This window comes from Actinomadura sp. NBRC 104425 (assembly GCF_030269545.1).
Taxonomy (GTDB): Bacteria; Actinomycetota; Actinomycetes; order Streptosporangiales; family Streptosporangiaceae; genus Spirillospora; species Spirillospora keratinilytica.
On record NZ_BSTN01000016.1, the window covers coordinates 123556 to 147316 of the forward strand.

The 23761-nt window shown below is 74.0% G+C and carries 19 protein-coding genes; 9 read left to right on the forward strand and 10 right to left on the reverse strand.

All coding sequences use genetic code 11. The annotated features are described in order from the left end of the window. Positions 1-61 precede the first annotated feature (61 nt). Complete coding sequence (locus tag QSK22_RS23010; RefSeq protein WP_285496390.1) at positions 62-1378, reverse strand: KamA family radical SAM protein; 1317 nt, start codon at positions 1376-1378, stop codon at positions 62-64. 297 nt (positions 1379-1675) lie between these two features. Here QSK22_RS23010 and QSK22_RS23015 point away from each other — a divergent pair, with 297 nt between their 5' ends. From QSK22_RS23015 to argS, 6 genes are all read left to right on the forward strand, one after another. After that, positions 1676-2395, forward strand: a complete 720-nt coding sequence (locus QSK22_RS23015) for a DUF998 domain-containing protein (RefSeq protein WP_285496391.1) — start codon at positions 1676-1678, stop codon at positions 2393-2395. After that, positions 2392-3285, forward strand: coding sequence for an alpha/beta fold hydrolase (locus tag QSK22_RS23020; protein WP_285496392.1), 894 nt, complete (start codon positions 2392-2394; stop codon positions 3283-3285). The genes QSK22_RS23015 and QSK22_RS23020 overlap by 4 nt, the downstream gene beginning before the upstream one ends. Next, the gene (locus QSK22_RS23025; RefSeq protein WP_285496393.1) at positions 3282-3635 is read left to right on the forward strand and encodes a hypothetical protein; all 354 of its coding nucleotides are present in this window, start codon (positions 3282-3284) and stop codon (positions 3633-3635) included. Before QSK22_RS23020 ends, QSK22_RS23025 begins: the two co-directional genes overlap by 4 nt. A 185-nt stretch (positions 3636-3820) precedes the next feature. Beyond that, a complete protein-coding gene (locus tag QSK22_RS23030) occupies positions 3821-4225 on the forward strand; it encodes a hypothetical protein (protein ID WP_285496394.1) in 405 nt (134 codons plus the stop codon). A gap of 289 nt (positions 4226-4514) precedes the next feature. After that, positions 4515-5747, forward strand: a complete 1233-nt coding sequence (plsX, locus tag QSK22_RS23035; protein ID WP_502872353.1) for a phosphate acyltransferase PlsX — start codon at positions 4515-4517, stop codon at positions 5745-5747. Between the two features lie 60 nt (positions 5748-5807). Next, the gene (gene argS / locus QSK22_RS23040) at positions 5808-7553 is read left to right on the forward strand and encodes an arginine--tRNA ligase (protein WP_285496395.1); all 1746 of its coding nucleotides are present in this window, start codon (positions 5808-5810) and stop codon (positions 7551-7553) included. Between the two features lie 55 nt (positions 7554-7608). Here argS and QSK22_RS23045 read toward each other — a convergent pair whose 3' ends face one another. From QSK22_RS23045 to QSK22_RS23070, 6 genes are all read right to left on the reverse strand, one after another. After that, complete coding sequence (locus QSK22_RS23045) at positions 7609-7854, reverse strand: DUF2630 family protein (RefSeq protein WP_285496396.1); 246 nt, start codon at positions 7852-7854, stop codon at positions 7609-7611. 133 nt (positions 7855-7987) lie between these two features. Further along, positions 7988-8995 (reverse strand): hypothetical protein, encoded by a 1008-nt coding sequence (locus tag QSK22_RS23050; protein WP_285496397.1) that lies wholly within the window; start codon positions 8993-8995, stop codon positions 7988-7990. Positions 8996-9180: 185 nt separating this feature from the next. Then, positions 9181-10038, reverse strand: a complete 858-nt coding sequence (locus QSK22_RS23055; RefSeq protein ID WP_285496398.1) for an aldehyde dehydrogenase family protein — start codon at positions 10036-10038, stop codon at positions 9181-9183. Positions 10039-10117: 79 nt separating this feature from the next. Further along, the gene (locus QSK22_RS23060; protein WP_285496399.1) at positions 10118-11551 is read right to left on the reverse strand and encodes an aldehyde dehydrogenase family protein; all 1434 of its coding nucleotides are present in this window, start codon (positions 11549-11551) and stop codon (positions 10118-10120) included. 4 nt (positions 11552-11555) lie between these two features. Then, positions 11556-12485 carry a deoxyribose-phosphate aldolase gene (gene deoC, locus QSK22_RS23065; RefSeq protein ID WP_285496400.1) on the reverse strand — a complete coding sequence of 310 codons (930 nt, stop codon included), beginning with the start codon at positions 12483-12485 and terminating at the stop codon, positions 11556-11558. Between the two features lie 57 nt (positions 12486-12542). Continuing rightward, positions 12543-13415, reverse strand: coding sequence for a polysaccharide deacetylase family protein (locus QSK22_RS23070; RefSeq protein WP_285496401.1), 873 nt, complete (start codon positions 13413-13415; stop codon positions 12543-12545). A gap of 54 nt (positions 13416-13469) precedes the next feature. Between QSK22_RS23070 and QSK22_RS23075 the strand changes: the two genes are divergently transcribed. Continuing rightward, complete coding sequence (locus QSK22_RS23075) at positions 13470-13871, forward strand: MerR family transcriptional regulator (protein WP_285496402.1); 402 nt, start codon at positions 13470-13472, stop codon at positions 13869-13871. A gap of 272 nt (positions 13872-14143) precedes the next feature. Continuing rightward, on the forward strand, positions 14144-14920 hold the full coding sequence (locus QSK22_RS23080) for an AfsR/SARP family transcriptional regulator (protein WP_285496403.1): 777 nt from the start codon (positions 14144-14146) through the stop codon (positions 14918-14920). Here QSK22_RS23080 and QSK22_RS23085 read toward each other — a convergent pair. After that, complete coding sequence (locus tag QSK22_RS23085; protein WP_285496404.1) at positions 14913-18026, reverse strand: type 2 lanthipeptide synthetase LanM family protein; 3114 nt, start codon at positions 18024-18026, stop codon at positions 14913-14915. The genes QSK22_RS23080 and QSK22_RS23085 overlap by 8 nt on opposite strands. A gap of 289 nt (positions 18027-18315) precedes the next feature. Between QSK22_RS23085 and QSK22_RS23090 the strand changes: the two genes are divergently transcribed. Beyond that, complete coding sequence (locus QSK22_RS23090) at positions 18316-21318, forward strand: helix-turn-helix transcriptional regulator (protein ID WP_285496405.1); 3003 nt, start codon at positions 18316-18318, stop codon at positions 21316-21318. A 352-nt stretch (positions 21319-21670) separates the two neighbouring features. Here the strand turns inward: QSK22_RS23090 and QSK22_RS23095 are convergent, their stop codons facing one another. Together QSK22_RS23095 and QSK22_RS23100 are read right to left on the reverse strand one after the other, a co-directional pair. Further along, the gene (locus QSK22_RS23095; RefSeq protein WP_285496406.1) at positions 21671-22504 is read right to left on the reverse strand and encodes a class I SAM-dependent methyltransferase; all 834 of its coding nucleotides are present in this window, start codon (positions 22502-22504) and stop codon (positions 21671-21673) included. A gap of 224 nt (positions 22505-22728) precedes the next feature. Beyond that, complete coding sequence (locus QSK22_RS23100; protein WP_285496407.1) at positions 22729-23580, reverse strand: lipoate--protein ligase family protein; 852 nt, start codon at positions 23578-23580, stop codon at positions 22729-22731. Positions 23581-23761: the final 181 nt, after the last annotated feature.

A 23761-nucleotide genomic window follows, 5' to 3' on the forward strand; every position in this document is an offset into this window, starting at 1 on the left:
AGGGACCGGCGCTCCCGCGGCGGGCCGGTTCGGGTGAACCGGCCCGTCAGGGGTAGGCGTATCACCCCTCGAAGGGGAAGCGGTCGGCGAAGGCGGGCTTGAGATCGTCCAACCACACGGCTTCGGGGTCGTACTCGGCGAAGAAGGGCCGGTTGACCAGGCTCGCGTCGCGGCACTGGATGAAGTGCAGCACGAAGACCTTCTTGCCGGCCACCTCGGTGACGCCGTCCACGCACACCTTGCCGGGGGTGGCCGACATGGACGGGCCGCGGACGGTGCGCGAGATGCCGGCGACGTTGCTGTAGGCGTCTCGGAAGATGTCCACCGCCCGGGCCAGCGGGACGGCGAAGTAGTCCTGCGGGCCGGTGTCACGCTCGACGAACATGTAGTACGGCACCATGCCCATGCGGGTCTGCTGCCGCCACATGGTCTCCCACACGCGGGCGTCGTCGTTGATGGTGCGGATGAGCGGGGCCTGGGTGCGGATCACCGCGCCGGTGTCGCGGATGCGGCGCACCGCCTCGGTGACGACCAGCGGCTCCAGCTCGCGCGGGTGGGTGAAGTGCGCCTGGAAGGCCAGGTTCTTGCCCGACTCCACGACCTGCTCGAACAGCCGCAGGAGGGCATCGGCGTCGGGGTCGGTGACGAACTTCTGCGGCCAGTACGCCAGGGCCTTGGTGCCGATGCGGATCGACTCCAGCTGCTCCAGCTCCAGCAGCGGCTCGACGTACCGGCGCAGCACCGGCTCGCCCATGATCATGGCGTCGCCGCCGGTGAACAGGACGCTGGTGACCTCCGGGTGCGCCTTGAGGTAGTCGCGCAGCTGGAGGGCGTCGTCCCCGGCCATCTTCAGGTCGGGCTCGCCGACGAACTGCGCCCACCGGAAGCAGTAGGTGCAGTACGCGTGACAGGTCTGCCCCTGTTTGGGGAAGTACAGCACGGTCTCGTCGTATTTGTGCTGGAGCCCGGGGATCTTGCCGTCGCCGAAGCTGGGGATGTTCAGCTCCATCTGGCCCGCGGGATGCGGGTTGAGGCGCATGCGGACGGCGTGCGCGGCCGCGTCGATCTCCGCCTTGGGGGCGTCGCGGCGCAGCAGGTCGCTCAGGTGCGCGACGTCGTCGGCCGGGAGCATGTCCGGCTGCGGGAACACCAGCCGGTAGATGGGGTCGTCCGGGGCTGCGGACCAGTCGATGAGCTCCTCGACGACGTAGGCGTTGGTCCGGAAGGGCAGGACCGTGGCCACGGCCCGGGTGGCGAGCCGCTGCTCAGGGGTCAGCCCCGCGCGCGCGGTGAGCTCGTCGAGATGCTTGGCCGTGAAGGCGCGGAACTTGCGACCGGTGGATCGCACCGCGGGAGCCGCGTCGTTCACCAATGTCACGTGTTGGCACTCCTTGACTGTCAGCGGGGAACGCACCCGTCGGCGCGTCGTCTGATGGGTGATCCCGACGGGGCCCGCCGCCGGTGCCGGTGGTCGAACCCCCGTGGATCCTAAAGAGGTACCCCCTTTACGGTACAAAGATGCTGGTCAACCACAAGCCTGACAAACTATGACATCGCCGGGCAACGCAGCCGACCCGTGCATGATCGATAACGGGTCGTGCCAAAGCTCGAACCCCCGCGTCCCTATGCTGGGCAACGTCACCGCCGCGGATGCCGTGCCGACACAAGGGGGGACGTGGACGCACCGGAGCGCCACCGCGACCAGGGCGTACCGGCCCTCGCCGTGCCGCTGGCCGGCCTGGCGGCCGTCGCCTACAACACCTTCCTGCTGGAACACCTGCTCAGCCCCGACATCGACGTGATCAACAGCTATGTCAGCGAGCTGTCGGCGGTGGACCAGCCGTACCACTCCGTCTACAGCGGCGGTGACTTCGCCACCGGCGTACTGACGATGATCGTGGCGCTCCTCGCACTGCGCGCCGCCCGGGGGCTGCGCTGGGCCGTCACCGGCTGGATCCTGCTGGCCCTGTTCGGGCTGTGCGCCATCGGCGACGCGGTGTTCCCGCTGGACTGCGCGCCCAGCCTGGAGTCGGGGTGCGCGCTGCGCGAACGGTCGGGCAACGTGTCGTTCTCACACGAGTTCCACGCCGTCACCAGCAGCCTGGTGATCGCCTTCGGGGTGGCGGCGCTGGTGGCACTGGCGATCGCCGCCCGCCGGTACGGGCGCTGGCCCGCGCTGGCCCGCTGGGGGCTGCCGCTGGCGGCCGTCGAGACGCTGCTCGCGCTGGCCACCATGGCGGCGATGGTGGAGGGCCGGTGGCTCGGGATCATCCAGCGCGGCCAGATCGCCGTGCTGGTGCTGGGGCTGCTGGCCGTCACGTGGGCGCTGGCCCAGGAACGCCGCGCCGCGCGGCTCCCCGCCGAGGCGCCGGAGCCGACGAAGGCGGCGCGGTGAGCAGGGTCGAGTACGCGGGAGGCGAACAGGTCCACGTGGTCGTGCGCGGCCCCGCCGACGGCCCGGTCGCGCTGCTGACGAGCGGGCTCGGCGGGGCCTGGTTCGACTGGACGCGGGTGGTCGACCTGCTCGCCGGGCGGCACCGGACGATCGCGTTCGACCGTCCCGGCCTCGGCCTCAGCCCGGCCGGGCACGCCCCGCCCAGCCTGCGCCGCGACCTGCGGATCCTGGAGGACCTGGCGGAGGCGGCCGGGACGCCGGTCGTGCCGGTGGCGCACTCGATGGCCGCCTTTTCCGCCGAGGCGCTGGCCCGGCTGCGCCCGGACCTGGTCGCCGGACTGGTGCTGGTCGATCCGAGCGCCGAACGCGACCCGCGCGTGCTGCTCCGCACGGCCGCCGCGCTGACCCCGCTGACCGTGGTGCTGGCCCGGCTGCTGGACGCCACCGGGCTCGCCGGGATCGTCGGCCCGGCGGGGCGCCGGATCGTGCTGAGCCGCACCGGCCGGCGCGGCGACGTGGCGTCCCCGGCCCTGATCAGGCGGGTGTACGGGCGCGGCACGGTGGTCGCCACGGTGCTCGCGGAGAACTTCGCCTACCGGGAGATGGCCCTCGACCTGCACCGGCTGCGCCGCCGCCGTCCCTTCCCGCCCGTCCCGCTGGTGGTGCTGACCGCGCTGGGCGACCTGCGCACCCGCCGCGCCGAACAGTGGAGGAGAACGCATGAGGAGCTGGCCGCGATGAGCCCGCGCGGACGCCAGGTGCTGCTCCGCGACGCCCGGCACATGGTGATGATCGACGAGCCGACCGCCGTCGCCGCCGCGGTCGCCGAGGTGACGGGGCCCGGGGGCACCGCCGGAGCCGCTCCGGAAGGCAGCGCGTGCGGCGGGTGACCGCCGTCCTGCCGGCCGTGCTGCTGCTGGTGGCGGCGCTCAGCGGCTGCGACGTGATGAAGCGCATCTCCGAGGGCGCCTACCGCAACGCCGTCGCCGACGGCGCCGCCGTCGAACTGGGCGAACGCGGCGTCCGCCTCCGGGGGCGCCTGTCGTGCACCACGCGGGCGGGCAGGCCCGAGTCGGTGATGCGCATCCGCTGCACGGGCCGTACGGCCGAGGGGGCGCCCGTCGTGGTGGCGGGCGTCGCCACCGAGGCCGACACGCGGCGTCCGCGCGAGCACTACGTGATCACCGTCGGCGGGCGGAGCGTGATGACCGCCGACTGCCTGGGCCGCGCCTGCACCTGACCGGCCGCCGCACGGCCGGCACATCGGCGCGCACATCGGCGTGCTCATCGGCGTGCTCATCGGCGTGCACATCGGCAGGGCGGGCGCACGCGGTGACGGCGATGAGTCCGCAAGGACATCGCATGATCGGGGAAAATCCGGGCGCGGACCGGCATGTCCGGCCGCCACCGGGTGACGTCACAGCCGTGGAGATCGCGCGCGTCAGAGCCATGGTCGTCGGGATCGCCGCCCTGGCGGTGGTGAGCGCGGTCACGGGCGTCGTCTACCTGGTGCTCGCCGGACGCGGGGGGCCGCGGTACGGCAGCCAGGAGGAGCTGCGCCGGGTCCTGCCGCGAACCGCCGCCGACGAGCTGCGCGCCCGCGGCATCGGCCTGCTGGGCGCGCTGCGCTGCCGCGACATCCCCGGCTGGACCGAGGACCGGCTGCGCGTCGGCTGCGAAGGCGTCACCGGCGACCGCAGGCCGGTGCAGGTCATCGGCACCGGCGACGAGCGCACGCGGCGGAACTACTTCACGATCCTGGTGGACGGGCGTCCGCTGGTGGAGAACAGCACCTGCCTGGGCGAGGACTGCCGCACCAGCGGCGGCTGATCCGCGACCGGGCCCCTCCCCGCAAGCCGCCCCGCGGGACGCCTGCGAACCGCGCGCCCTGCGCCGCGCCGCGGACGCGACACGGCGGCGCCCGGAGGCGACCCGGCGGTCACGGCATCCGGGCGGACGGCCTACCATGCGATGAGCTGCCGTCATCGCCGTCCGGCATCGGGGCGGCGCCGCAGCACCCGGCAGCACCCGTCCTTCTCCCCCGCCCGGCGCCGGGGAGACGCCCGGGAGACGCCCGCACACGCCTGGAGCACGCTCTGGAGACACCCTGGAGCCCCACATGACCGGCCGATCCGAGCCGTCGTACCGTACGGCGCGGCGGGCCGGGCCCGCCCCTGTGGCGGTGGACACCATGGGCGGCGACCACGGCCCCGACGAGATCATCACGGGTGCGGTGGCGGCGGTGCGCGAGCACGGGGTCCGGCTGGTGCTGGTCGGGCAGGCGCCGCGGATCCGGGCCCGGCTGGACCGGCTCGGCATGGCCGGGAAGATCCCGATCGTGCACGCCGACGAGGCGCTCAGCATGGACGAGGGCGCGCTGGCCAGCTGGCGCAAGCCGCGCTCGTCGGTGGCGATCGCCTGCCACCTGGTCAAGCAGGGCCGGGCGTCGGCGCTGGTGTCGGCGGGCACCACCGCGGGCGTGGTGGCCACCGCGCGGCTGCGGCTCAAGGGCCAGCAGGGCGTGATGCGCCCGGCGATCGCGGTGACGCTGCCGACCCGTCCGCGCCCCACCGTGCTGCTGGACGCGGGCGCCACCGCCGACGTCAAACCCGAGACGCTGGTGCAGTTCGCCGCGTTCGGCACCGCCTACGCGCAGGTGCGGCTCGGCCTGCCGCGGCCCCGCGTGGGGCTGCTGAACATCGGCGCCGAGCCGGGCAAGGGCGACAAGGTCACCAAGCGGGCCTACGAGCTGCTGGCCGGAGGCCAGCCCGGCATCGAATTCGCCGGAAACGTGGAGGGCGACGGCCTGCTGAGCGGCGCCGTGGACGTCGTGGTCACCGACGGGTTCACCGGCAACGTGGCGCTGAAGACCCTGGAGGGCGCCATGCGGATGGCCTCCGCCGAGGTCCGCGCGGCGCTCACCGCCACCCGCACCGCCCGGGTGGGCGCGCTGCTGCAGCGCCGCCGGCTGCTCGGCCTGCGCGAGCGGTTCGACTCGGAGACCTACGGCGGCGGGGTGCTGCTCGGCCTGAACGGCACGGTGGTCATCGCGCACGGCGCCTCGCACGCCCGCGCCATCGCCTCGGCCTGCGCGCTCGCCCACGACCTGGCCGCCGGACACATCGTGGAGAAGGTCCGCGAGCAGGTCGCGGCGACCCGCACGTCCCGGTTCGGCCGGTGGACGCACAGCGACCGCGACGACAAGGACAAGGCCGCCGAGCCCTCGGCGGAGCCGTCCGCCGCCGACGCGGGCGGCGACGACCCCGCCGGGAAGGCCCCGGGCGAGGAGGCGGGCGAAGGCGGCCGCCACGAACTGGTCGCCGAGGGCCAGGAGCCGCCCGCGAGCCCCTGACCCGCGGCACGTCCGGTATTCGTTACCGGGGCACGGGGGCGGCACCGATAACCTTGGGCCATGCCCGATCCTCAACTCGTCCTCGCCTCCCGGGTCCGGGACGCGCTCACCGCCGTCCTCGGTCCGTCGTACGCGGACGCCGACCCGGTCATCCGGCCGTCGCAGTTCGCCGACCTGCAGGCCAACGCCGCCCTGGCGCTGGCCAAGAAGGCGGGCCGCAAGCCGCGAGAGCTGGCCGACGAGATCGTGGCGCACCTGGACACCGGCGACGTCATCGCCAAGGTCGAGGTCAGCGGGCCGGGCTTTGTCAACTTGACGCTCAGCGACACCTGGATCGCCGAGCAGACCGGCCGGATGCTGGCCGACGAGCGGCTGGCCGTGCCGCCGGTCGAGTCGCCGCAGAAGGTGATCGTCGAGTACTCCTCGCCGAACGTGGCCAAGGAGATGCACGTCGGGCACCTGCGCACCACGATCGTGGGCGACTCCATCGCCCGCATCCTGGAGTTCCTCGGGCACCATGTCGTCCGCGACAACCACGTCGGCGACTGGGGCACCCCGTTCGGCATGCTCATCGAGCACCTGCTCGACCTCGGTGAGGACGCCGCCGCGCGGGACGACTCGTCGGTGTCGGACCTGACCGCGTTCTACCAGGCGGCGCGGCAGAAGTTCGACGGCGACCCGCAGTTCGCCGAGCGGTCGCGGCAGCGGGTGGTCCAGCTGCAGGCGGGCGACCCCGAGACGCTGCGGCTGTGGCAGATCCTGGTGGACGTCTCCAAGCGCTACTTCAACTCCGTCTACCGGCGGCTCGGGATCACGCTGACCGACGACCACATCAAGGGCGAGAGCTTCTACAACGACATGCTCGGCCCGACCGTCCAGGAGCTGGAGGACAAGGGCATCGCCACGCTCAGCGACGGCGCGCTGTGCGCGTTCCCGCCCGGGTTCACCGGCCGGGAGGGCGAGCCGCTGCCGGTGATCATCCGCAAGCGGGACGGCGGCTACAACTACTCCACCTCCGACCTGGCCACCGTCCGGTACCGGGTGGACGTCGAGCGCGCCGACCGGATGATCTACGTGGTGGGTGCGCCGCAGGCGCTGCACTTCCAGATGGTGTTCGCGGTGGCCCGGATGGCGGGCTGGCTGAACGACGAGGTGCGCGCCGAGCACGCCCAGATCGGCAACGTGCTGGGCACCGACGGCAAGATCCTGCGCACCCGGGCGGGCGGCACCGTCAAGCTGGCCGAGCTGCTGGACGAGGCGGTCGAGCGGGCCGGCCGGGCCTTCGACGAGGTGCCGCACGAGGAGGCGTTCGACGAGGCCACCCGGGCGTGGATCGTCGAGGCGGTCGGCATCGGCGCGGTCAAGTACGCCGACCTGTCGGTGGCCCGCGACAGCGAGTACGTCTTCGACTTCGACCGGATGATCGCCTTCAAGGGCAACACCGGCCCGTACCTGCAGTACGCGGCGGCGCGGATCCGGTCGATCTTCCGCAAGGGCGGTGTGGACCCCAGCGCCGTCACCGGTCCCGTGCGGATCGGGCATCCGGCCGAGCGGGCGCTGGCGCTGCGGCTGCTGGGCTTCGGCGCGGCCGTCGCGCAGGCGGGCGAGTCGGCCGAGCCGCACAAGCTGGCCGCCTACGTGTTCTCGGTGGCGGACGCCTACACGACGTTCTACGAGAACTGCCCCGTCCTGCAGGCGCCCGACGAGGCGACCAAGGCGTCGCGGCTGGCGCTGTGCGCGGCGACCCTGCGCACCCTGGAGACCGGCCTGCACCTGCTGGGAGTGCCCACCCCCGAGCGCATGTGACGCCGGGCGCGCCGACATCGGGCCGGGCGCGCGCCGTCGTGCCGCGGGCGGTGCCCTACTGCAGGTAGTCCTCGACCTCGCCGGCCGGGCGCGGCTCGGCGTCGTCGGGGTCCTGACCCGCCTCCCGGCGGGCCCGGCGCCGGCGCAGCAGATCCCAGCACCGGTCGAGGGCGACCTCCAGTTCGCGGAGGCGGCGGTGCTCCTCGGCCCCGCTCAGCTCCCGCCGCTGGTACCGCTCGCGCAGCCGCTGCTCCTCGGCGACGTAGTCGCCGATGCGCTCCAGGATGTCCTTCTCGTCCATGGGACCCCCGTCCCCGGGTGGGAAGCGGTGGCGAAGCCCCGTCCCGCGGGCTCGTGCCGCGGGCGTCGGCGGCACGTCCGCGGGCCGTGCGCGGCGCGTCGCACGGAACGGCGAGACGGGGCGACGCTGCCGGTCAGGCACCCTCTCGCGAGCCGCCCCCGTCGGCCAGCCCGGACAGGAACCCCCCGTCGGTGCTCGTGGAGTGCGGCAGGCCCAGGTCGGACTTCGGCTCGACGTGCGGCGCCGGCTGCTCGGACGGCGAGGTCTGCGCCGTCGTCGTCTCCTCGGCAGGCCGCTCGGGCGCGGCCTTCTCGGCCGCGGTGGCCGACCGGGCGCGGGTCGCGCGCGGCTTGGCGGCGGTCGCGGTGCGGCGCGTCGTGGCCGCCTTGGCCGTGCTCGCCTTGGACGTTCCCGCGGTCTTGCGGGTCGTGCCCGTGCGCGACGAGGCCGTCGACCGGCGTGCGGTCGTGGTGCCGGTCGTGCCGCGCCGGGTGCCGGTGCCGGCGGCCTTGGCGCGCGACGTCGTGGCACGTCCGGTCGTGCCGCGTCCGGTGGTGGTGCGTCCCGTCGTCGAGCGTCCCGTCGTGGAGCGTCCGGTGGTCGCGGCGCGCGTCCTGGACGTGGTGGACCGGCGCCCGGCCGTCGTCCCGGCGGCCGTCGGCGGCTTGACCTTGGTGATGGCCGTGGCCGCGGAGCTCATCGCCCTGGCGGCGTCGGCCATCGCCTTCGTCGCGGTCGTCATCGCCTTGGTCATGGCGGTCATGGCCTTGGCCGACGAGGACGCCTTGGACGCCACCGACCTCATCTGGGTGGCCGCCGACTTGGCCTGCGTCGCCGCCTGGGTCACCTTGCTGGCCGCCGCGGTCTGCGTGCGGCTGGCGCCGGTGGCGGCGCGCGACGCCGTCCGGGACGCGCCGGCCCGCGACGTGGAAGCCCGGGATGTCGCGGACTTGCGCGCCGTCGTACCGCGCCGCGCGGCGGTCGTGCCGGTGCTGCGCCGGGCCGTGGCGGTGGTCCGCGACGCGGTGGCGCGCGCGGCGCTGGTGCGCTTGGCCGCCGTCTTCGCGGCGGTCTTCGCGCCGCTCGCACGCTTGGTCGCGCCGCGCGTCGCGCTTTCGGCCGCACTGGTCGCGCTCTTCATGGCGCTCTTGGCGGCGCTCTTCGTACGACCGGCCGTACCTCGGCTCGACGCCGTACGCGATGCGGTTCTGGTAGCCACTGATCTACCCCCCGTGATGATCAGTTGTGGGGGGACTATTCCACTGTTGGTCGGGCTCTACACACCGTCCGCTTGCACACTCTCCGAGAATGTCCGGCTCAAACGCGTCAAACGCCCACCGGATGCCACACCGTCTTGGTCTCCAGGAACGCGGTCAGGCGCCGCGTGCCCTGGTCGCCGGTCCAGTCGTCGCCGGTGGGGCGCAGCACGCGCTTGAGGTTGCCCGCGGCGGCCTCCTCCAGCGGCCCCACCTGCTCGTCCGGCACGCCGGCGAGGTCGAGCGCGTTGACGTCCAGGTGCGACGCCAGCCACGGCGCCAGCTCGGCGCGCCGCCCGGTGAGGATGTTGACGACGCCGCCCGGCAGGTCGGAGGTCGCCAGCACCTCGGCCAGCGTGACGGCGGGCAGCGGCGCCGGCTCGGACGCGACCACCACGCACGTGTTGCCGGACACGATGACCGGCGCGACGACCGACACCAGCCCCAGCAGCGGCGAGTCGGGTGCGACCACGCCGACCACCCCGGTGGGCTCGGGCGTGGAGAAGTTGAAGTACGGCCCGGCGACGGGGTTGGCCGACCCGGCGACCGCGCCGAGCTTGTCGGCCCAGCCCGCGTACCACACCCAGCGGTCGACGGCGGCGTCCACCTCGCGGGCCGCCGCGTTCCCGCCGAGCCCGGCGGCGCGCAGCTCGTCGACGAACTGCGCATGCCGTCCCTCCAGCATCTCGGCGACGCGGTAGAGGATCTGCCCCCGGTTGTAGGGGGTGCGCCCCGACCAGCCGCCGAACGCCTTGCGGGCCGCGCCCACCGCGTCCCGCACGTCCTTGCGCGAAGCCTGGGAGGCGTTGGCCAGGAAGCGGCCCTCGGGTGCGTTCACGGGGTAGGTCCTGCCGGACTCGGACCGGGGGAACGCTCCCCCGATGAACAGCTTGTACGTCTTGCGGACAGCCAGCCTCTGCTCAGACATCTTCTCGGTGGGACGACCCCCCACACCCCCCGCCTCAGACATGCTCCCTGTGGGGGGACGACCCCCCACACCCCCCGCCTCAGACATTGAGATACGCCTCCAGCCCGTGCCGTCCGCCTTCGCGGCCGAACCCGGACTCCTTGTAGCCGCCGAACGGCGACGTCGGATCGAACTTGTTGTAGGTGTTGGCCCACACGACCCCGGCGCGCAGCCGTTCGGCCATCCACAGGATGCGCGAGCCCTTCTCCGTCCAGACCCCGGCCGACAGCCCGTAGGGGGTGTTGTTGGCCTTGGCGACGGCCTCGTCGGGGGTGCGGAACGTCAGCACCGACAGCACCGGCCCGAAGATCTCCTCGCGGGCGATGCGGTGCGACTGCGCGACGCCGGTGAACAGCGTCGGGGCGAACCAGTAGCCGCGGTCCGGCAGCTCGCACGGCGGGGACCAGCGCTGCGCGCCCTCCCGCTCGCCGACCTGTGACAGCATCCGGATCTTCTCCAGCTGCGCGGCCGAGTTGATGGCGCCGACGTCGGTGTTCTTGTCCAGCGGATCGCCGACGCGCAGCGTGGCCATCCGCGCCTTCAGCCGGTCGAGCAGCTCCTCGGCGATCGGCTCGTGCACCAGCAGCCGGGACCCGGCGCAGCACACGTGCCCCTGGTTGAAGAAGATGCCGTTGACGACGCCCTCCACCGCCTGGTCGAGCGGCGCGTCGTCGAACACCACGTTGGCGGCCTTGCCGCCGAGCTCCAGCGTCAGCTTCTTGCGCGTGCCGGCCACCGACCGCGCGATCTGCTTGCCGACCTCCGTCGAGCCGGTGAACGCCACCTTGTCGACACCGTCGTGCTCGACCAGCAGCCGGCCCGTCTCGCCCGCGCCGGTGACGATGTTGACCACACCCTTCGGCAGGTCCGCCTGCCGGCAGATGTCGGCGAACACCAGCGCGGTCAGCGGGGTCGTCTCGGCGGGCTTGAGCACGACGGTGTTCCCGCACGCCAGCGCCGGGGCGATCTTCCAGGCCAGCATCAGCAGCGGGAAGTTCCACGGAATGACCTGCGCGGCCACGCCCAGCGGCCGCGGGTCGGGCCCGTACCCGGCGTAGGACAGCTTGTCGGCCCAGCCGGCGTGGTAGAAGAAGTGCGCCGCGACCAGCGGCAGGTCCACGTCCCGCGATTCGCGGATCGGCTTGCCGTTGTCGATCGACTCCAGGATGGCCAGCTCGCGCGACCGCTCCTGGATCAGCCGGGCGATCCGGTACAGGTACTTGGCGCGTTCCCGGCCCGGCATGGGGCCCCAGACGTTCTCGTAGGCGGCGCGCGCGGCGGCGACGGCCCGGTCCACGTCCTCGGCGCCCGCCTCGGCGATCTCGGCCAGCACCTCCTCGGTGGCCGGGTTCACCGACTTGAAGGACCGCCCGTCCGCCGGGTCGGTGAACTCGCCGTCGATGAACAGCCCGTACGACGGACGGATGTCGACGATCGAGGCGGACTCGGGCGCGGGCGCGTAGTCGAAGTTCATCACGTCAGTCCACGGTGAAGTAGTCGGGGCCCTGGTACACGCAGTCGGCCAGCTTGCGCCGCTGCATCAGCAGGTCGTTGAGCAGGCTGGACGCGCCGATGCGGAACCACTGGGGGGTCAGCCAGTCCGGCCCGGCGGTCTCGTTGACCAGCACCAGGTACCGGATCGCGTCCTTGGTGGTGCGGATGCCGCCGGCCGGCTTCACCCCGACCTGCCGTCCCGTGGCGGCGCGGAAGTCGCGCACGGCCTCCAGCATCACCAGCGTGACCGGCAGCGTCGCCGCGGGCGACACCTTGCCCGTGGAGGTCTTGATGAAGTCGGCGCCCGCCCGCATCGCCAGCCAGGACGCGCGCCGCACGTTGTCGTAGGTGACCAGCTCGCCGGTCTCCAGGATCACCTTCAGGTGCGCGTCCCCGCACGCCTCCTTGACCGCGGCGATCTCGTCGAACACCTTGCCGTAGTCGCCGGCGAGGAACGCGCCCCGGTCGATCACCATGTCGATCTCGTCGGCGCCCGCCTCGACCGCGGCCCGGGTGTCGGCGAGCTTGGCCGCCAGCGGCGCCCGCCCGGACGGGAACGACGTCGCGACGCTGGCGACCTTCACGTCGCTGCCCTCGAGCGCCTCCACCGCCACCCCGACCAGGTCGGAGTAGACGCAGACGGCGGCCACCCGGGGCACTTTCGGGTCGTCGGGGTCGGGCCGCAGCGCCTTGGCGCACAGCGCCCGCACCTTGCCCGGGGTGTCGGCGCCCTCCAGCGTCGTCAGATCCACCATCGCGATCGCCGCGTCGATGGCCTGCGCCTTGGCGGACGTCTTGATCGAACGCGTGGCCAGGCGCTTGGCCCGCTCCTCCACGCCGACCTGGTCCACCCCGGGCAGGCCGTGCAGGAAGTCGCGCAGCCCCGCGGTACCGGCAACAGTCTCCGTTGGCACGCCCCCAGCATCGCCTACGCGACCCACCTGCACAAAACCGCCCCCTCTCGCCGACCGTCACGCGCCCTCGCCGAGCACGGTCCGGCGGTAGTGCTCGGCGATCTCGTCGCTGGTGGTCAGCCAGACGTCCGGCTGCGCCGCCAGGTATTCCAGCGCCTGGTCGAAGTACTTCGCCAGGAAGGCCTGGCCGATCGCGAAGGGGTGCAGGGCCAGCGCCATCACGCGTCCGCTGTGCTCGGAGTCGGCGCGCAGCTGCTCGTACTGGTCCTTGACGATCTGCAGGAACTGCGGCCCGGTGGTGCCCTTGGCGAACAGCATGAGGTCGTTCAACTCCACCGTGTACGGGACGCTGATCATGCCGGGCACCTTCAGCGGGTAGGGCTGGTCGTCGTTGGTCCAGTCGAGCACGTAGCCGAGGCCCAGCTCGGCGAGCAGCCTGGGCGTGTTGAACGTCTCGGTCAGCCCCGGGCCCATCCAGCCGCGCGGCCGCCGCCCCGTCCCCTCCGCGATGGTCTCGACGATCTCGGTGAGGACCCGGCGCTCCTCGTCCGGGTCCATTCCGGTGTGCAGGACCGAGTTGGTGCGCCCGTGCGCCAGCCAGGCCCAGTCCCGCTCCACCCCGGCCTTGACGATCTGGGGATAGTGGCGGACGACATCGGAGTTCAGCAGCACGCTCGCCCGGACGCCGTGCCGGTCCAGGCTTTCCGCCAGCCGCCAGATGCCCACCCGGACCCCGTAGTCGCGCCACCCGTAGTTGAGCGCGTCGGGCACCAGGTCGGCGGTCCCGGGCCAGATGCTGGTGGACGGACGGTCGATCAGGAAGTGCTCGACGTTGAGACCGACGTAGAAGGCGACCTTCTTGCCGCCGGGCCAGCTGATGGTCGGACGCTCGGTGATCGGGCTGTAGTCGTAGAGCTCGTTGTCAGCCATGCCGGCATGGTAAAAGTTGACATCGATGTGAAGTTCAAGCCTGGGAGGTCCCTCATGCGGATCGGCGAACTCGCCAGGCGCACCGGCGTGAGCACGCGCTCCCTGCGCTATTACGAGGACCAGGGCCTGCTCGTCCCCGACCGCACCCCCGGCGGCCAGCGCGACTACCCCGAGCAGGCGGTCGACCGGGTCATCCGCATCCAGGAGCTGTACGCCGCGGGCCTGCACAGCAAGAAGATCGCCGAACTGCTCCCCTGCATGCGCGACGCGGACGGCGGCCCCTCCGAGATCGCCACCCCCCGCCTGGTCGCCGACCTGATCACCGAACGCGACCGCATCGACCGCAAGATCAACGATCTGGTCAACTCCCGCGAGATCCTCGACCAGGTCATCCGCACCGCATCACGCGATACCGCCCAGCCCGGCGACGATTTGCAAACCCCCTCGACGTCGTAGGGCGACGACGGGAAGCGCTCGCGACGGCCCCACCCGCGTCAACGGCCCCGGGCTTGAGCTCGTCCCCGGCTACCTGCTGCCGGCCGCCGCGTTGTTCCGCCTGACCGGGCGGCGGATCGGCTGGCGCGAGCGCGCCCCCCTAAGTGCCCGTCCGCGGGGTGAGGTATTCATGACCCGCCGGTCTCGTTACAGAGAGTGAGATGACTGGCTAGGTTGCTGGGTGTCCTGGGGGTCGGGGCGGAACCACGGACACACTCGGTGAAAGTTGATCATTGACGCACGAGTCGCGTTTCCACATTCTGGGACCGCTGGAGGTCACCGTCGGCGACCGGCCGGTGCGGGTGCCGGCGGGGCGGCAGCGGGTGCTGCTGGCCTCGCTGCTGGTGGACGCCAACGAGATCGTCCCCGTCGAGGAGCTGGTCGAGCGGGTCTGGGGGCGGCACCGGCCGCAGCACGCCCGCGGGGCGCTGCACACCTGCCTGACGCGGCTGCGGCACACGCTCGACCGCGGCGAGCCCACCGCGTCCACGATGATCCGCACCACGGCCGCCGGGTACGGCATCGCCGCGCCCCCGCACCACCTGGACCACCTGCGGTTCCAGGAGCTGCTGCGGGACGCGCGGCGGGCGGCCCGGCGCGGTGACCCGGCGGGCGAGTCGGCCGCGCTGGCCGAGGCGCTGTCGATCTGGCGGGGGCCGCCGCTGGCGGACGTGCCGTCGGAGTCGCTGCACCGCGAGGTGGTGCCCAAGCTGACCGAGCAGTGGCTGCGCGCGGTCGAACGCAGCAACGCCCTGGCCCTGGCGCTGGGCCGGCACGGCGAGCTCATCGGCGAGCTGCGCGCGCTGATCCGCCGCCACCCGTTCCACGAGCGGTTCTGGGGGCAGCTCATGCTGGCGCTGTACCGGTCCGGACGGCAGGCCGAGGCCCTGCAGGCGTATGCGAGCGTCCGCGAGCGGCTGCGCCGAGAGCTGGGGGTCGAGCCGGGCCGCGAGCTGCGCCGGCTCCAGCTGGCCATCCTGCGCGACGACCCCGGGCTGACCGCTATGTGAGGCCGGGCGGCGGGTCGAGCAGCAGCACGGACGGCACCCGGTCGGGGTGCGCCAGGCGCAGGAAGTGCATGCCGTGGCCGGACAGGCCGAGCATCAGGCCGGGGAAGAAGCCGTCGCCCTCCGGCATCGGGTTCTGCCACTGGGTCTGCACCTGGACGTCGGCCTCCAGCCGGAACGCGGGCCGGTCGCGCAGCTCGGCGTAGCGCAGGAACAGTTCGGCGTTGCCGCAGCGGCCGTGGCACAGCGAGTCGTTCATCAGGCGGGGGAAGTCGCGCATCGTCGCCGTGACGGCCCGGTGCGCCTCGTCCAGCAGCGACTGGTCGTCGCGGCCCAGCAGGTCCCAGCTGTGGATGCGGCTGAGGCCGGTGCCCGCGGCGCCGTTGCACCAGGCGTTGCCGTGCCGGGGCCTGCCGGGCGGGTCGCCGCCGTCCGGGGCCGCCTCGGCGAAGCGGCGCGCCTCGTAGGCGAAAGCGCGCCGGCCGGCCTCGATGTACTCCGCCCCGCCGGTGCTGGCGCCGAGGGCGATCAACGCCCAGCCGATGCCGCCCGCGCCGTGGGCGAAGCCGGTCAGGCCGGGGTGGGCGCCGGGGCGGTCGGGCCGCGGCCAGCACAGGGTGCCGCGGTCGGCCTTCGCCCGCCGCAGCAGGTGGTCGGCGCAGCGGTGGGCGACGTCGAGGCCGGCGGTGCCGCCGGTGGCGCGGGCGAGGCCGAGCAGCACGGGGATGAGCCCGGCCGCGCCGCCGAGCACGTCCAGGTGCCGGTCGCGGTCGATCCGGTCGGCGATATCGCGGCTGAGGCGGACGGCCAGGTTGAGCAGGGCCAGGTCGCCCCACAGCGCGTACAGGTGGGTGAGCGCGTAGACCAGGCCGCCCGTGCCGGTGAACGCGCCGATGCCGCGGCGGCCGCACTGCCCGGCGGCGTGCTGGAGCGCGCGCCGCGCCGCCTGTCGGAACTGCGGCCGGGGGCTCTCCTCGTTCAGGTACGCCAGGAACAGGGCGATGCCCGCGGTGCCCAGGTACAGGTCGCCCTCCACGTCGACCTCGACCTTGCCGTCGCGGGTGCACTGGTAGGACGTCCAGGGGGCGGGCGCGTCGGGTCCGCGCAGCATCGCGCACAGCCGTTCGCCGATCCGCACGGCGCGGTCGACGGCCGCGGCGGCGAAGTCGGGGTCGGTGACCTCGCCCGAGGCGAACCCGGCGAGCCGGCCGAGGCGGCCGTGCGGGCCGAGCCCGGCGGCGATGTAGCGGGCCTGCCGGGCGCGGTCGCCCGGGGCCAGCCGCCGGATACGCGCCGCCGCGCGGTCGAGGGGGGTGGCGGGCAGGCGGGCGCCCAGCGGTGTCCGGTGGTCGTGGGTGACGCGGTCGCCGTCGGCCGCGACCTCGAACAGGGGCATGTCGAGCCGCCACAGCGACGCCAGCTCCCAGGCCGGAGGGGGGGGACCCTCGCCGGCCCGGTCGCGGACGGAGTCGAACAGCAGGTCCGCTTCGAGGGGGTCCATCAGCCTGCGGGGCCGCGCGGCCGAGCGCAGCAGGTCCGCGTACTCGCCGGGGTCGCGGCCGTGCACGCGGACGCGGCTGCCGGCGAACAGCCCGGTGACGCACTCGACGGCGGTGTCGGGCCACTGCTCGAACCACCGGTGGACGCGGCAGAAGCCGTCCCGGACGGCGTCGGTGTGGTCGGCGGTGCGGACGGGCGCGCCGTCGAGCAGGAGGCCGGGCAGAATGTCGGCGATCGCGGGCCAGTCGAGCAGTGCGGGGCCGAGCACGGAGTCGGCGAGGGTGCCGAACGCCCCGGCCTCCTCGGGGGACGGCACGCCCAGCACGGTCGAGCAGTCGGCGACGTGCACGCGGCCGTCGGCGACCAGGACGGTGCCGGGGCGCAGTTCGCCGCCGAGCACGTAGAAGCAGGCCAGGTGGCCGCCGAACTCGCGGTGCACGCGCTCGGCCCCGGCCTGGTCGGGCACGGCGGCGCGGCCGGACGGGATCAGCGCCTCGTACCCGTAGCCGTCGCGCACCAGGACGGGACGCACCGCGAAGTCCAGCACGCCGTCGTCGCGCAGTCGGGCCAGCAGCCCCTGGTAGGCGGCCTCGGCCCGCACGCAGCGCGGCTTGTAGACCAGGTGGGCGCGGGCGTCGCCGAGCTCGACCTCCACGACCGTGACCGACCGCGCCCCCGCGTACGGCCCCGACAGGCCCGGCCGCACCGAGCGGACCGCGGTGATCCGGCGTCCGCCGAACAGGGTCTCGGCCAGCGCGTCGGCGTCGGCGCCCAGCCGGGTCAGCAGCAGGCGGCCATGGTCGGCCAGCAGCGCGGTGACGTGCGCCAGCCACCGTCCCAGCACCGGGAAGTCGAGGTAGAAGCGGTGGTAGGCGGCGGCGTCGGCGAAGGTCTCGTCGAGGTAGGCCAGGTTGTCGGCGGCGTCGCCGGCGTCCAGGCCGCCGTTCAGGTCGAGGTGGACGCGCGCGTCGGTCTCGACGGCGCGGGCGAGCGCGGGCTCGAAGCGCTCCAGCAGGTGGCGCTGGAAGTCGTCGGCCACGCGGGGCCGCACGGGCAGCCCGGCGACGCGCAGGCCGGTGAGGCGGCGCGCCAGCTCGGCCAGGAACGGCTCGCACGCGGCGGCCAGGCGGCCGTGGCGGTCGTCGGACGCGCGCCGGGCCGCATCGGATGCGGCGGGCCCGGCCTCGCGGATGCCGTTCAGCGCGGCCTCGTAGGCGGGCAGCCAGGCCTGGTGCAGCTCGCGCAGCACGCGGGCGGCGCGGGCGCCGGGGTCGCGTTCGTGGCGGCGGTAGGCGGTGAGCGTCTCGACGAGCGCCTGCCGCGTGTACCGGAGGGAGCCGGCATGCCCCGCGGCCGTGTCGTCCGGCCGCCGGACGGCGAGCCTGCCGGCGAGGCGTTCGAGCCTCCACATGCCGTAGGCGTCCGGCGGGGGTTTGCGGCCGAGCCGCCCGTCCGGCTCGCCGTCGGTGCCCAGCGCGGACACCACCTGCACCCGTTCGGAGAGGTTGGCGGCGCGTGCCGCGATGTCCAGCGGATAGGTGTCCAGCGGATTGGTATCCAGCGGATAGGTGTCCAGCGGATGGGTGTCCAGCGGATAGGTGCGGTCCATTCCCCCGAGTCCTCCGCTCCACAGAGCCTGCCCGCGCGGCGGCGCGCGCGTCGCGGCGGTGCGTTCGGCCCCCGTGCCCGCCGGAGCGCTTTACCGTTTCCTCGCAGTAGCAAATCCAGATTAGGAACGGGCTCTTTCACACGGCCTTCACATCGCTTCCACGCCGACGATGCGCAACCAAGCGACTGCTTGACTTGCCGGGGCGCGCCACGACCGCGGACGGGGCCGCCCGATCTCACCCGGCGAAAATCGATCGGGTTCTGTCGCAGCCGGCTGGCATGCTGGGCGTGTGAGCGCACGCGTGTTGAGTCCCGTGCTGGTGGGCCGGTCGGCCGAGCTGGCGCAGCTGCGGGAGGCCCTGGCCGGCGCGCCGGGCGCCGTGCTGCTCGGCGGCGAGGCCGGGGCGGGCAAGTCCCGGCTGATCAAGGAGTTCACCGCCCGGCTGCGCGGCGCCGAAGACGCCCCCGCCGCGCCCCGGCTGCTGGTCGGCGGCTGCCTGGAGCTGGGCTCCGACGGTCTGCCGTTCGCCCCGTTCACCGCCGTGCTGCGGGAGCTGGTGCGCGACATCGGCATCGACGGCGTCGCCGAGCTGCTGCCGCGCTGCGACCCCTCCGGCCTGGCCCGGCTGCTGCCCGAGTTCGGCGAGCCGGAGACCGACGCGGCCACCGGCGAGGAGCGCGCCCGGCTGTTCGAGCTGGTGCTGACCCTGCTGGAGCGGCTGGCCGAGCGCGCCCCCGTGGTGCTGGTCGTGGAGGACGCGCACTGGGCCGACCGCTCCACCCGCGACCTGGTGTCGTTTCTGATCCGCAATCTCGGCACCGCGCCGCTGCTGATCATCTTGACCTACCGCACCGACGAGCTGCACCGCACCCATCCGCTGCGCCGCCTGCTGGCCGAGCTGGACCGGGTCGAACGGGTCCGGCGGATCGAGCTGGCCCGGCTGTCGCGCGCCGACGTCGCCGAGCTGGCCGCCGGGATCCTCGGGCGCGAGCCGCCCGCCCGGATCGTCGACGACCTGCACGCCCGCAGCGAGGGCAACCCGCTGTTCGTCGAGGCGCTGCTCGACAGCGACGGCTCGCTGCCGTCGGAGCTGCCCGAGTCGCTGCGCGACCTGCTGCTGGTGGGGGTGCAGCGGCTGCCCGAGGAGACCCAGGAGGTGCTGCGCGACGCCAGCGGCGGCGGCACCCGCATCGAGCACGCCCTGCTCGCCGCCGTCTCCGGCCTGGACGACGCCCGGCTGGCCCGCGTGCTGCGGCCCGCCGTCGCCGCCAACGTGCTGGTCGTGGACGGCGACGGGTACGCCTTCCGGCACGCGCTCATCCGCGAGGCCATCCACGACGACCTGCTGCCCGGCGAGCACAGCCGGCTGCACTCGCGGTACGCGCAGGCGATGGAGGACGACCCGGGCCTGGTCCCCGCCGACCGGCTGTGGGTGGAGTTGAGCCACCATTGGTACTGGGCGCACGACACCACGTGGGCGCTGGTCAGCGCGTGGCGGGCCGCGGGCGACACCCGCAAGGCCGTCGCCTACGCCGAGTGCCTGTCCATGCTGTCGCGGGTGCTGGAGCTGTGGGACCGCGTCCCGGACGCCGCCGAACGCATCGGCGCGTGCCGCATCGAGGTGCTGGAGCAGGCCGCCGCCACCGCCGAGCAGGCCGGCGAATACGAGCTGGGCATCAAGCTCGCCACCTCCGCACTGCGCGAGCTGGAGGCCGAGCGGGGCGACGACATCGACATCCGCCGGGCCCGCCTGCTGGAGCGGCGCGGACGCATGTCCTACGAGCTGGCGCGTCCCGGGTTCATCGAGGACCTGCGGGAGGCGGTGCGGCTGCTGCCCACCGACCCGCCGGGTCCCGAGCGGGCCCGCGCCCTGTCCACGCTCGCGCAGTACGGGCGGCTGCTGCACGGCACCGAGGAGGCCCAGGCCGCCGCCGAGGAGTCGCTGGCGATCGCCCGCCGCATCCAGGACCCGGCGGCCGAGGCGCAGGCGCTGCTCACGCTGCTGTGCGTCGACATCGACTACTCGGCCGGGCTGGAGGTGACCGAGCCGGCCGAGCGGGCGGCGCGGCGGGCCGGCGGCAGCGCCCCGCTGACGCGGCTCGAGGTCATCCGGTCGCATTTCCTGGAGGGCGCGGGGCGGCACGAGGAGGCCGCCGAGGTGGCCCGGCGCGGCATGGAGCTGGCCGACGAACTGGGCATGGCACGGACCAAGGGCACGTTCCTGGCCATCAACCTGGCCGAGCCGCTGGTGTCGCTGGGCCGCTGGGACGAGGCGCGCACCGTCCTGCGCCAGGCCCTCGACAAGGACCCGCCGCTGACCATCCGCACCTCCCTGGTCGTGCTCGCCGGCGAGATCGCCCTGGCGCGCGGCGACCTGGCCGAGGCGGAGGCCAGGCTCGTCCTGGCACGCGAGGTGATGTGGCGCAAGACCCAAGACCTGTTCGCCACGCTGCGCCTGCAGGCCAAGCTGCGGCTGGCGCAGGGCCGCCACCGGGAGGCGCTGGAGTCGGTCGTCCCGGTGCTGGAGCATGTGGGCCTACCGGACGACGCCCGCTACGCCTGGCCCGTCCTCACGCTGGCCGCCGCCGCGTGCGCCGAACTGGGCGAGGACGAGGACGCGCTGCTGGCCGGCGAGCCGGCGTTCCCGCTGATCGAGGCGCGGGCGGCCGGGCTGGACGTGCGCGGTCCGGCGCAGCGGGCCGAGCGGCTGACCTACCTGGCGCAGGCGGCGCGCGTGCGCGGCGTGCTCGACCGGCGGGCATGGGACGAGGCGGCCGCGGCGTGGGCGGCCATCAAGCGGCCCTACCCGCAGGCCGAGGCGCTGGTGTGGGCCGCGGAGGCCGCCATCGGCGCGGGCGACCGGGCGGGCGCGGCCGAGCGGCTGCGGCACGCCGCCGACCTGGCCGCGCGGCTGCGGGCGCGGCCGCTGGCCGAGCGCATCGACGACCTGTTCCGGCGGGGCCGGCTGCCGCGCGGCGCCGGCGGCGCGGAGGGGGCGGACGGCGCGGCGGCGTTCGGGCTCACGCCGCGCGAACTGGAGGTGCTGCGGCTGGTCGCGCAGGGCCGCAGCAACCGCGAGATCGCCGAGGCGCTGTTCATCTCCGCCAAGACGGCCAGCGTGCACGTGTCCAACATCCTGGGCAAGTTGGACGTCGCCAGCCGGGGCGAGGCCGCGGCCACCGCGCACCGGCTCGGCCTGTTCACCGCCGCCCGGCCCGCCGGCGACGGCGGGACGCACGGCGGCACGGAGGATGGGGCCGGTCGGCCCGCCTGCGCCACCCGCCGCGCATAGCCCCGGGCTCGGCGCCGCCGGGTCCGGCCCCTGGGAAGCCGGTGGCGGGGGCCTCCCCTCCCGGACCCCCGCCACCGGTTCGTCGGACCACACGGGAACTTCGGTGGCTGGCCTTCGCGCCACGGTCCGTGGAAGCACGCGGCGCTCCTCCGCTCGGAGAGGCGGTCCGTGACCCGTCCGGCCGTCACCCAGTCTGGACGCGCGCACGCGCTGCGGCCATCGCGCAACGTGCCCATTGGCATATCCAAAACCAACGGCATTGACTCCCTGGGGGAGGCGGGCCCGTCCGCGGCGGCTCGGGAGGCCGGCGCAGGGCGTCGGCGCGACGCGGCGTCGCGCGGGCGGGCGGACGTCAGCGGGGGACGCGCGCCACGCAGAAGACCGTCTGCCCGAACGGCGGGCGCACCACCCGCTCGATGGCCCGGGTGACCGGGATCACCGTCCGGTCGTAGATCTTGACCAGCCGCGGGTCGGGGTAGCCGGCGCCGCCGCGGCGCACCGCCAGCCACCAGGCGATGCCGCCCAGCAGGTTGATGGGCTTGAGCACCTGCGGCACCAGGCCCGCCTCGCGGACCGTCCGGCCCAGCGTCTGGGGCGTGTACCGGGTGACATGGCCGACCTTGCGGTCGAAGTCGCCGTACAGCTGCATGTAGCCGGGGACCCAGATGACGATGCGGCCGCCCGGTTCGGTCACCGCCGCCAGGTCCTTGAGGGCCTGCACGTCGTCCTTGATGTGCTCGAGGACGTTCATCATCACGACGGTGTCGACGCGCCGCCGGATGTCGATCTCGGCGGGCAGCTCCAGGTCGATGACCTCGACCCGGTCGTCGCCGTCGTAGCGCTTGCGCAGCTCGCCCACGCAGTACGGGTCGTTGTCGCTCACCACGAGGTAGTCGAGGCGGCCGACGAACTGCTCGGAGAAGTGCCCGAGACCCGAGCCGACCTCCAGCAGGGACCGCCCCACGTGCGGGGCGACCATCTCGTACTCGTATCTGCGGTAGTTGCGCGCCTCGTCGCCGCCGAGGTGGTTTTCCAGCGCCCCCTCTCCGGCGGCGGGTTGCACGATCTCGCCGTCGCCCGCGGTGGGGACGGTGCGGCCGGGGCCGCCCGAAGGGGCCGGCCCGCTGCCGAGGAGCTTGAGAAGGGTGCCGGAAATGGACTTGTTGTGGTGACCTGGTGACTGCATACTTTCCGCTCGCTGAGTGCGTTCGTCGCTGCCTGGCGTTCGGCTTGGCGTTCGCCGGATCGGCGGTCCGCGTGTCAAGACCGGGAGCGGACCGAATCTCGGGCGCAAGGTCGCGTCAGTCTACCCATCGTGCAACACCAGGACCGGTAGACGCGTCGTTTTTCCCGTGACGCGTCCCACGGCGCGCCGTCGGGATGGTTATCGGGCGGGATCACCGGGGGTGCTCAGCGGCAGATCTGTTCCCAGCAGATCCCGCGGCGGGCGGGCGCGCCCGTCAGATGCCAGGAGAAGTCGCCGTACCGGACGGCGTAGAGATGGTCGCGGCACGCCTGCTCGATGGCGTTGGGACGGCGCGTGCAGGCGTCGCCGTAGGACTCGGCGGCGGCGGCCAGTACCGCCGACCGCACGGCGTCCGGCGTCACCTCGGCGCCGTGCCCGGTCAGCGAGCCGCCGCCCGCCTGGCCCGTGCGTTCGCCCTCGGCGAGGTAGCGGTCGCCGAGCACGCATTCCTCCGTGACGCGCACGGCGACGTGGGTGAGCACCGCGCGCCGGGTGCGCAGCCGCGCGGTGCGCACGGCACCGCCGCGCAGGGCCCTCGCGGGGAGCCCGAGCCGCCGGACGGCCCTGGCCACGAGCACGTCGAGGTCGGGGCGGGAATCCGGGCGGGCGCCGGGACGCGCACCGGGTCGTGTGCCGGGGCGGGCCGCGGGCCCGCCTGTGGGAGGCAGGCGCCGCACCAGCGTGAACAGCAGGCAGCCCGGCCCGGTGTAGAGGGCGCCGCCGCCGGTGGCCCGGCGCACCACGCGCACGCCGTCGCGCGCGCAGGCGGCCAGGTCGACCGCGCGGCCCAGGTCCTGGAAGCGTCCGACGACGATGCCGGGGCCGTTCTCCCAGACGCGCAGCACGGGTGCCTCGACCACCGACCGGACGACGTCCCTCGGCAGGGCGCCCTCCGCGTCACGCGCCAGCCCCGGCCCCGCCCAGCCCGGGCCGAGCGTCATGGGCGACGGGACGCCCGCGCGCGCCAGCGCCTCGTCCAGAGCGAGGTTCCATGCCGGATCCCGCGTGTCGTCCACGACAACACTGAGCATCGGGATGGGCCTTTCGCACTCGTCCCCCACCGGCGCCCCTACCGCACCGGCCATGATCCGGCGTCACCCGGCTACCTCGGTGCACGCCGCGCTCCGCAACATAGCGACAGAGCGCACAAGATCGCAGTCAGGCGGTTTTCATATGGTGGCACTGCGCGACGGCCAC

Bases quoted from the DNA above. Each gene is read 5' to 3' on its own strand.
- QSK22_RS23085 (WP_285496404.1), bottom strand. From the start codon at position 18,026: ATGGACCGCACCTATCCGCTGGACACCCATCCGCTGGACACCTATCCG.
- QSK22_RS23060 (WP_285496399.1), bottom strand. From the start codon at position 11,551: ATGAACTTCGACTACGCGCCCGCGCCCGAGTCCGCCTCGATCGTCGAC.
- QSK22_RS23045 (WP_285496396.1), bottom strand. From the start codon at position 7,854: ATGGACGAGAAGGACATCCTGGAGCGCATCGGCGACTACGTCGCCGAG.
- QSK22_RS23070 (WP_285496401.1), bottom strand. From the start codon at position 13,415: ATGGCTGACAACGAGCTCTACGACTACAGCCCGATCACCGAGCGTCCG.
- QSK22_RS23050 (WP_285496397.1), bottom strand. From the start codon at position 8,995: ATGAAGAGCGCGACCAGTGCGGCCGAAAGCGCGACGCGCGGCGCGACC.
- plsX (WP_502872353.1), top strand. From the start codon at position 4,515: ATGACCGGCCGATCCGAGCCGTCGTACCGTACGGCGCGGCGGGCCGGG.
- QSK22_RS23055 (WP_285496398.1), bottom strand. From the start codon at position 10,038: ATGTCTGAGCAGAGGCTGGCTGTCCGCAAGACGTACAAGCTGTTCATC.
- QSK22_RS23075 (WP_285496402.1), top strand. From the start codon at position 13,470: ATGCGGATCGGCGAACTCGCCAGGCGCACCGGCGTGAGCACGCGCTCC.
- QSK22_RS23095 (WP_285496406.1), bottom strand. From the start codon at position 22,504: ATGCAGTCACCAGGTCACCACAACAAGTCCATTTCCGGCACCCTTCTC.
- argS (WP_285496395.1), top strand. From the start codon at position 5,808: ATGCCCGATCCTCAACTCGTCCTCGCCTCCCGGGTCCGGGACGCGCTC.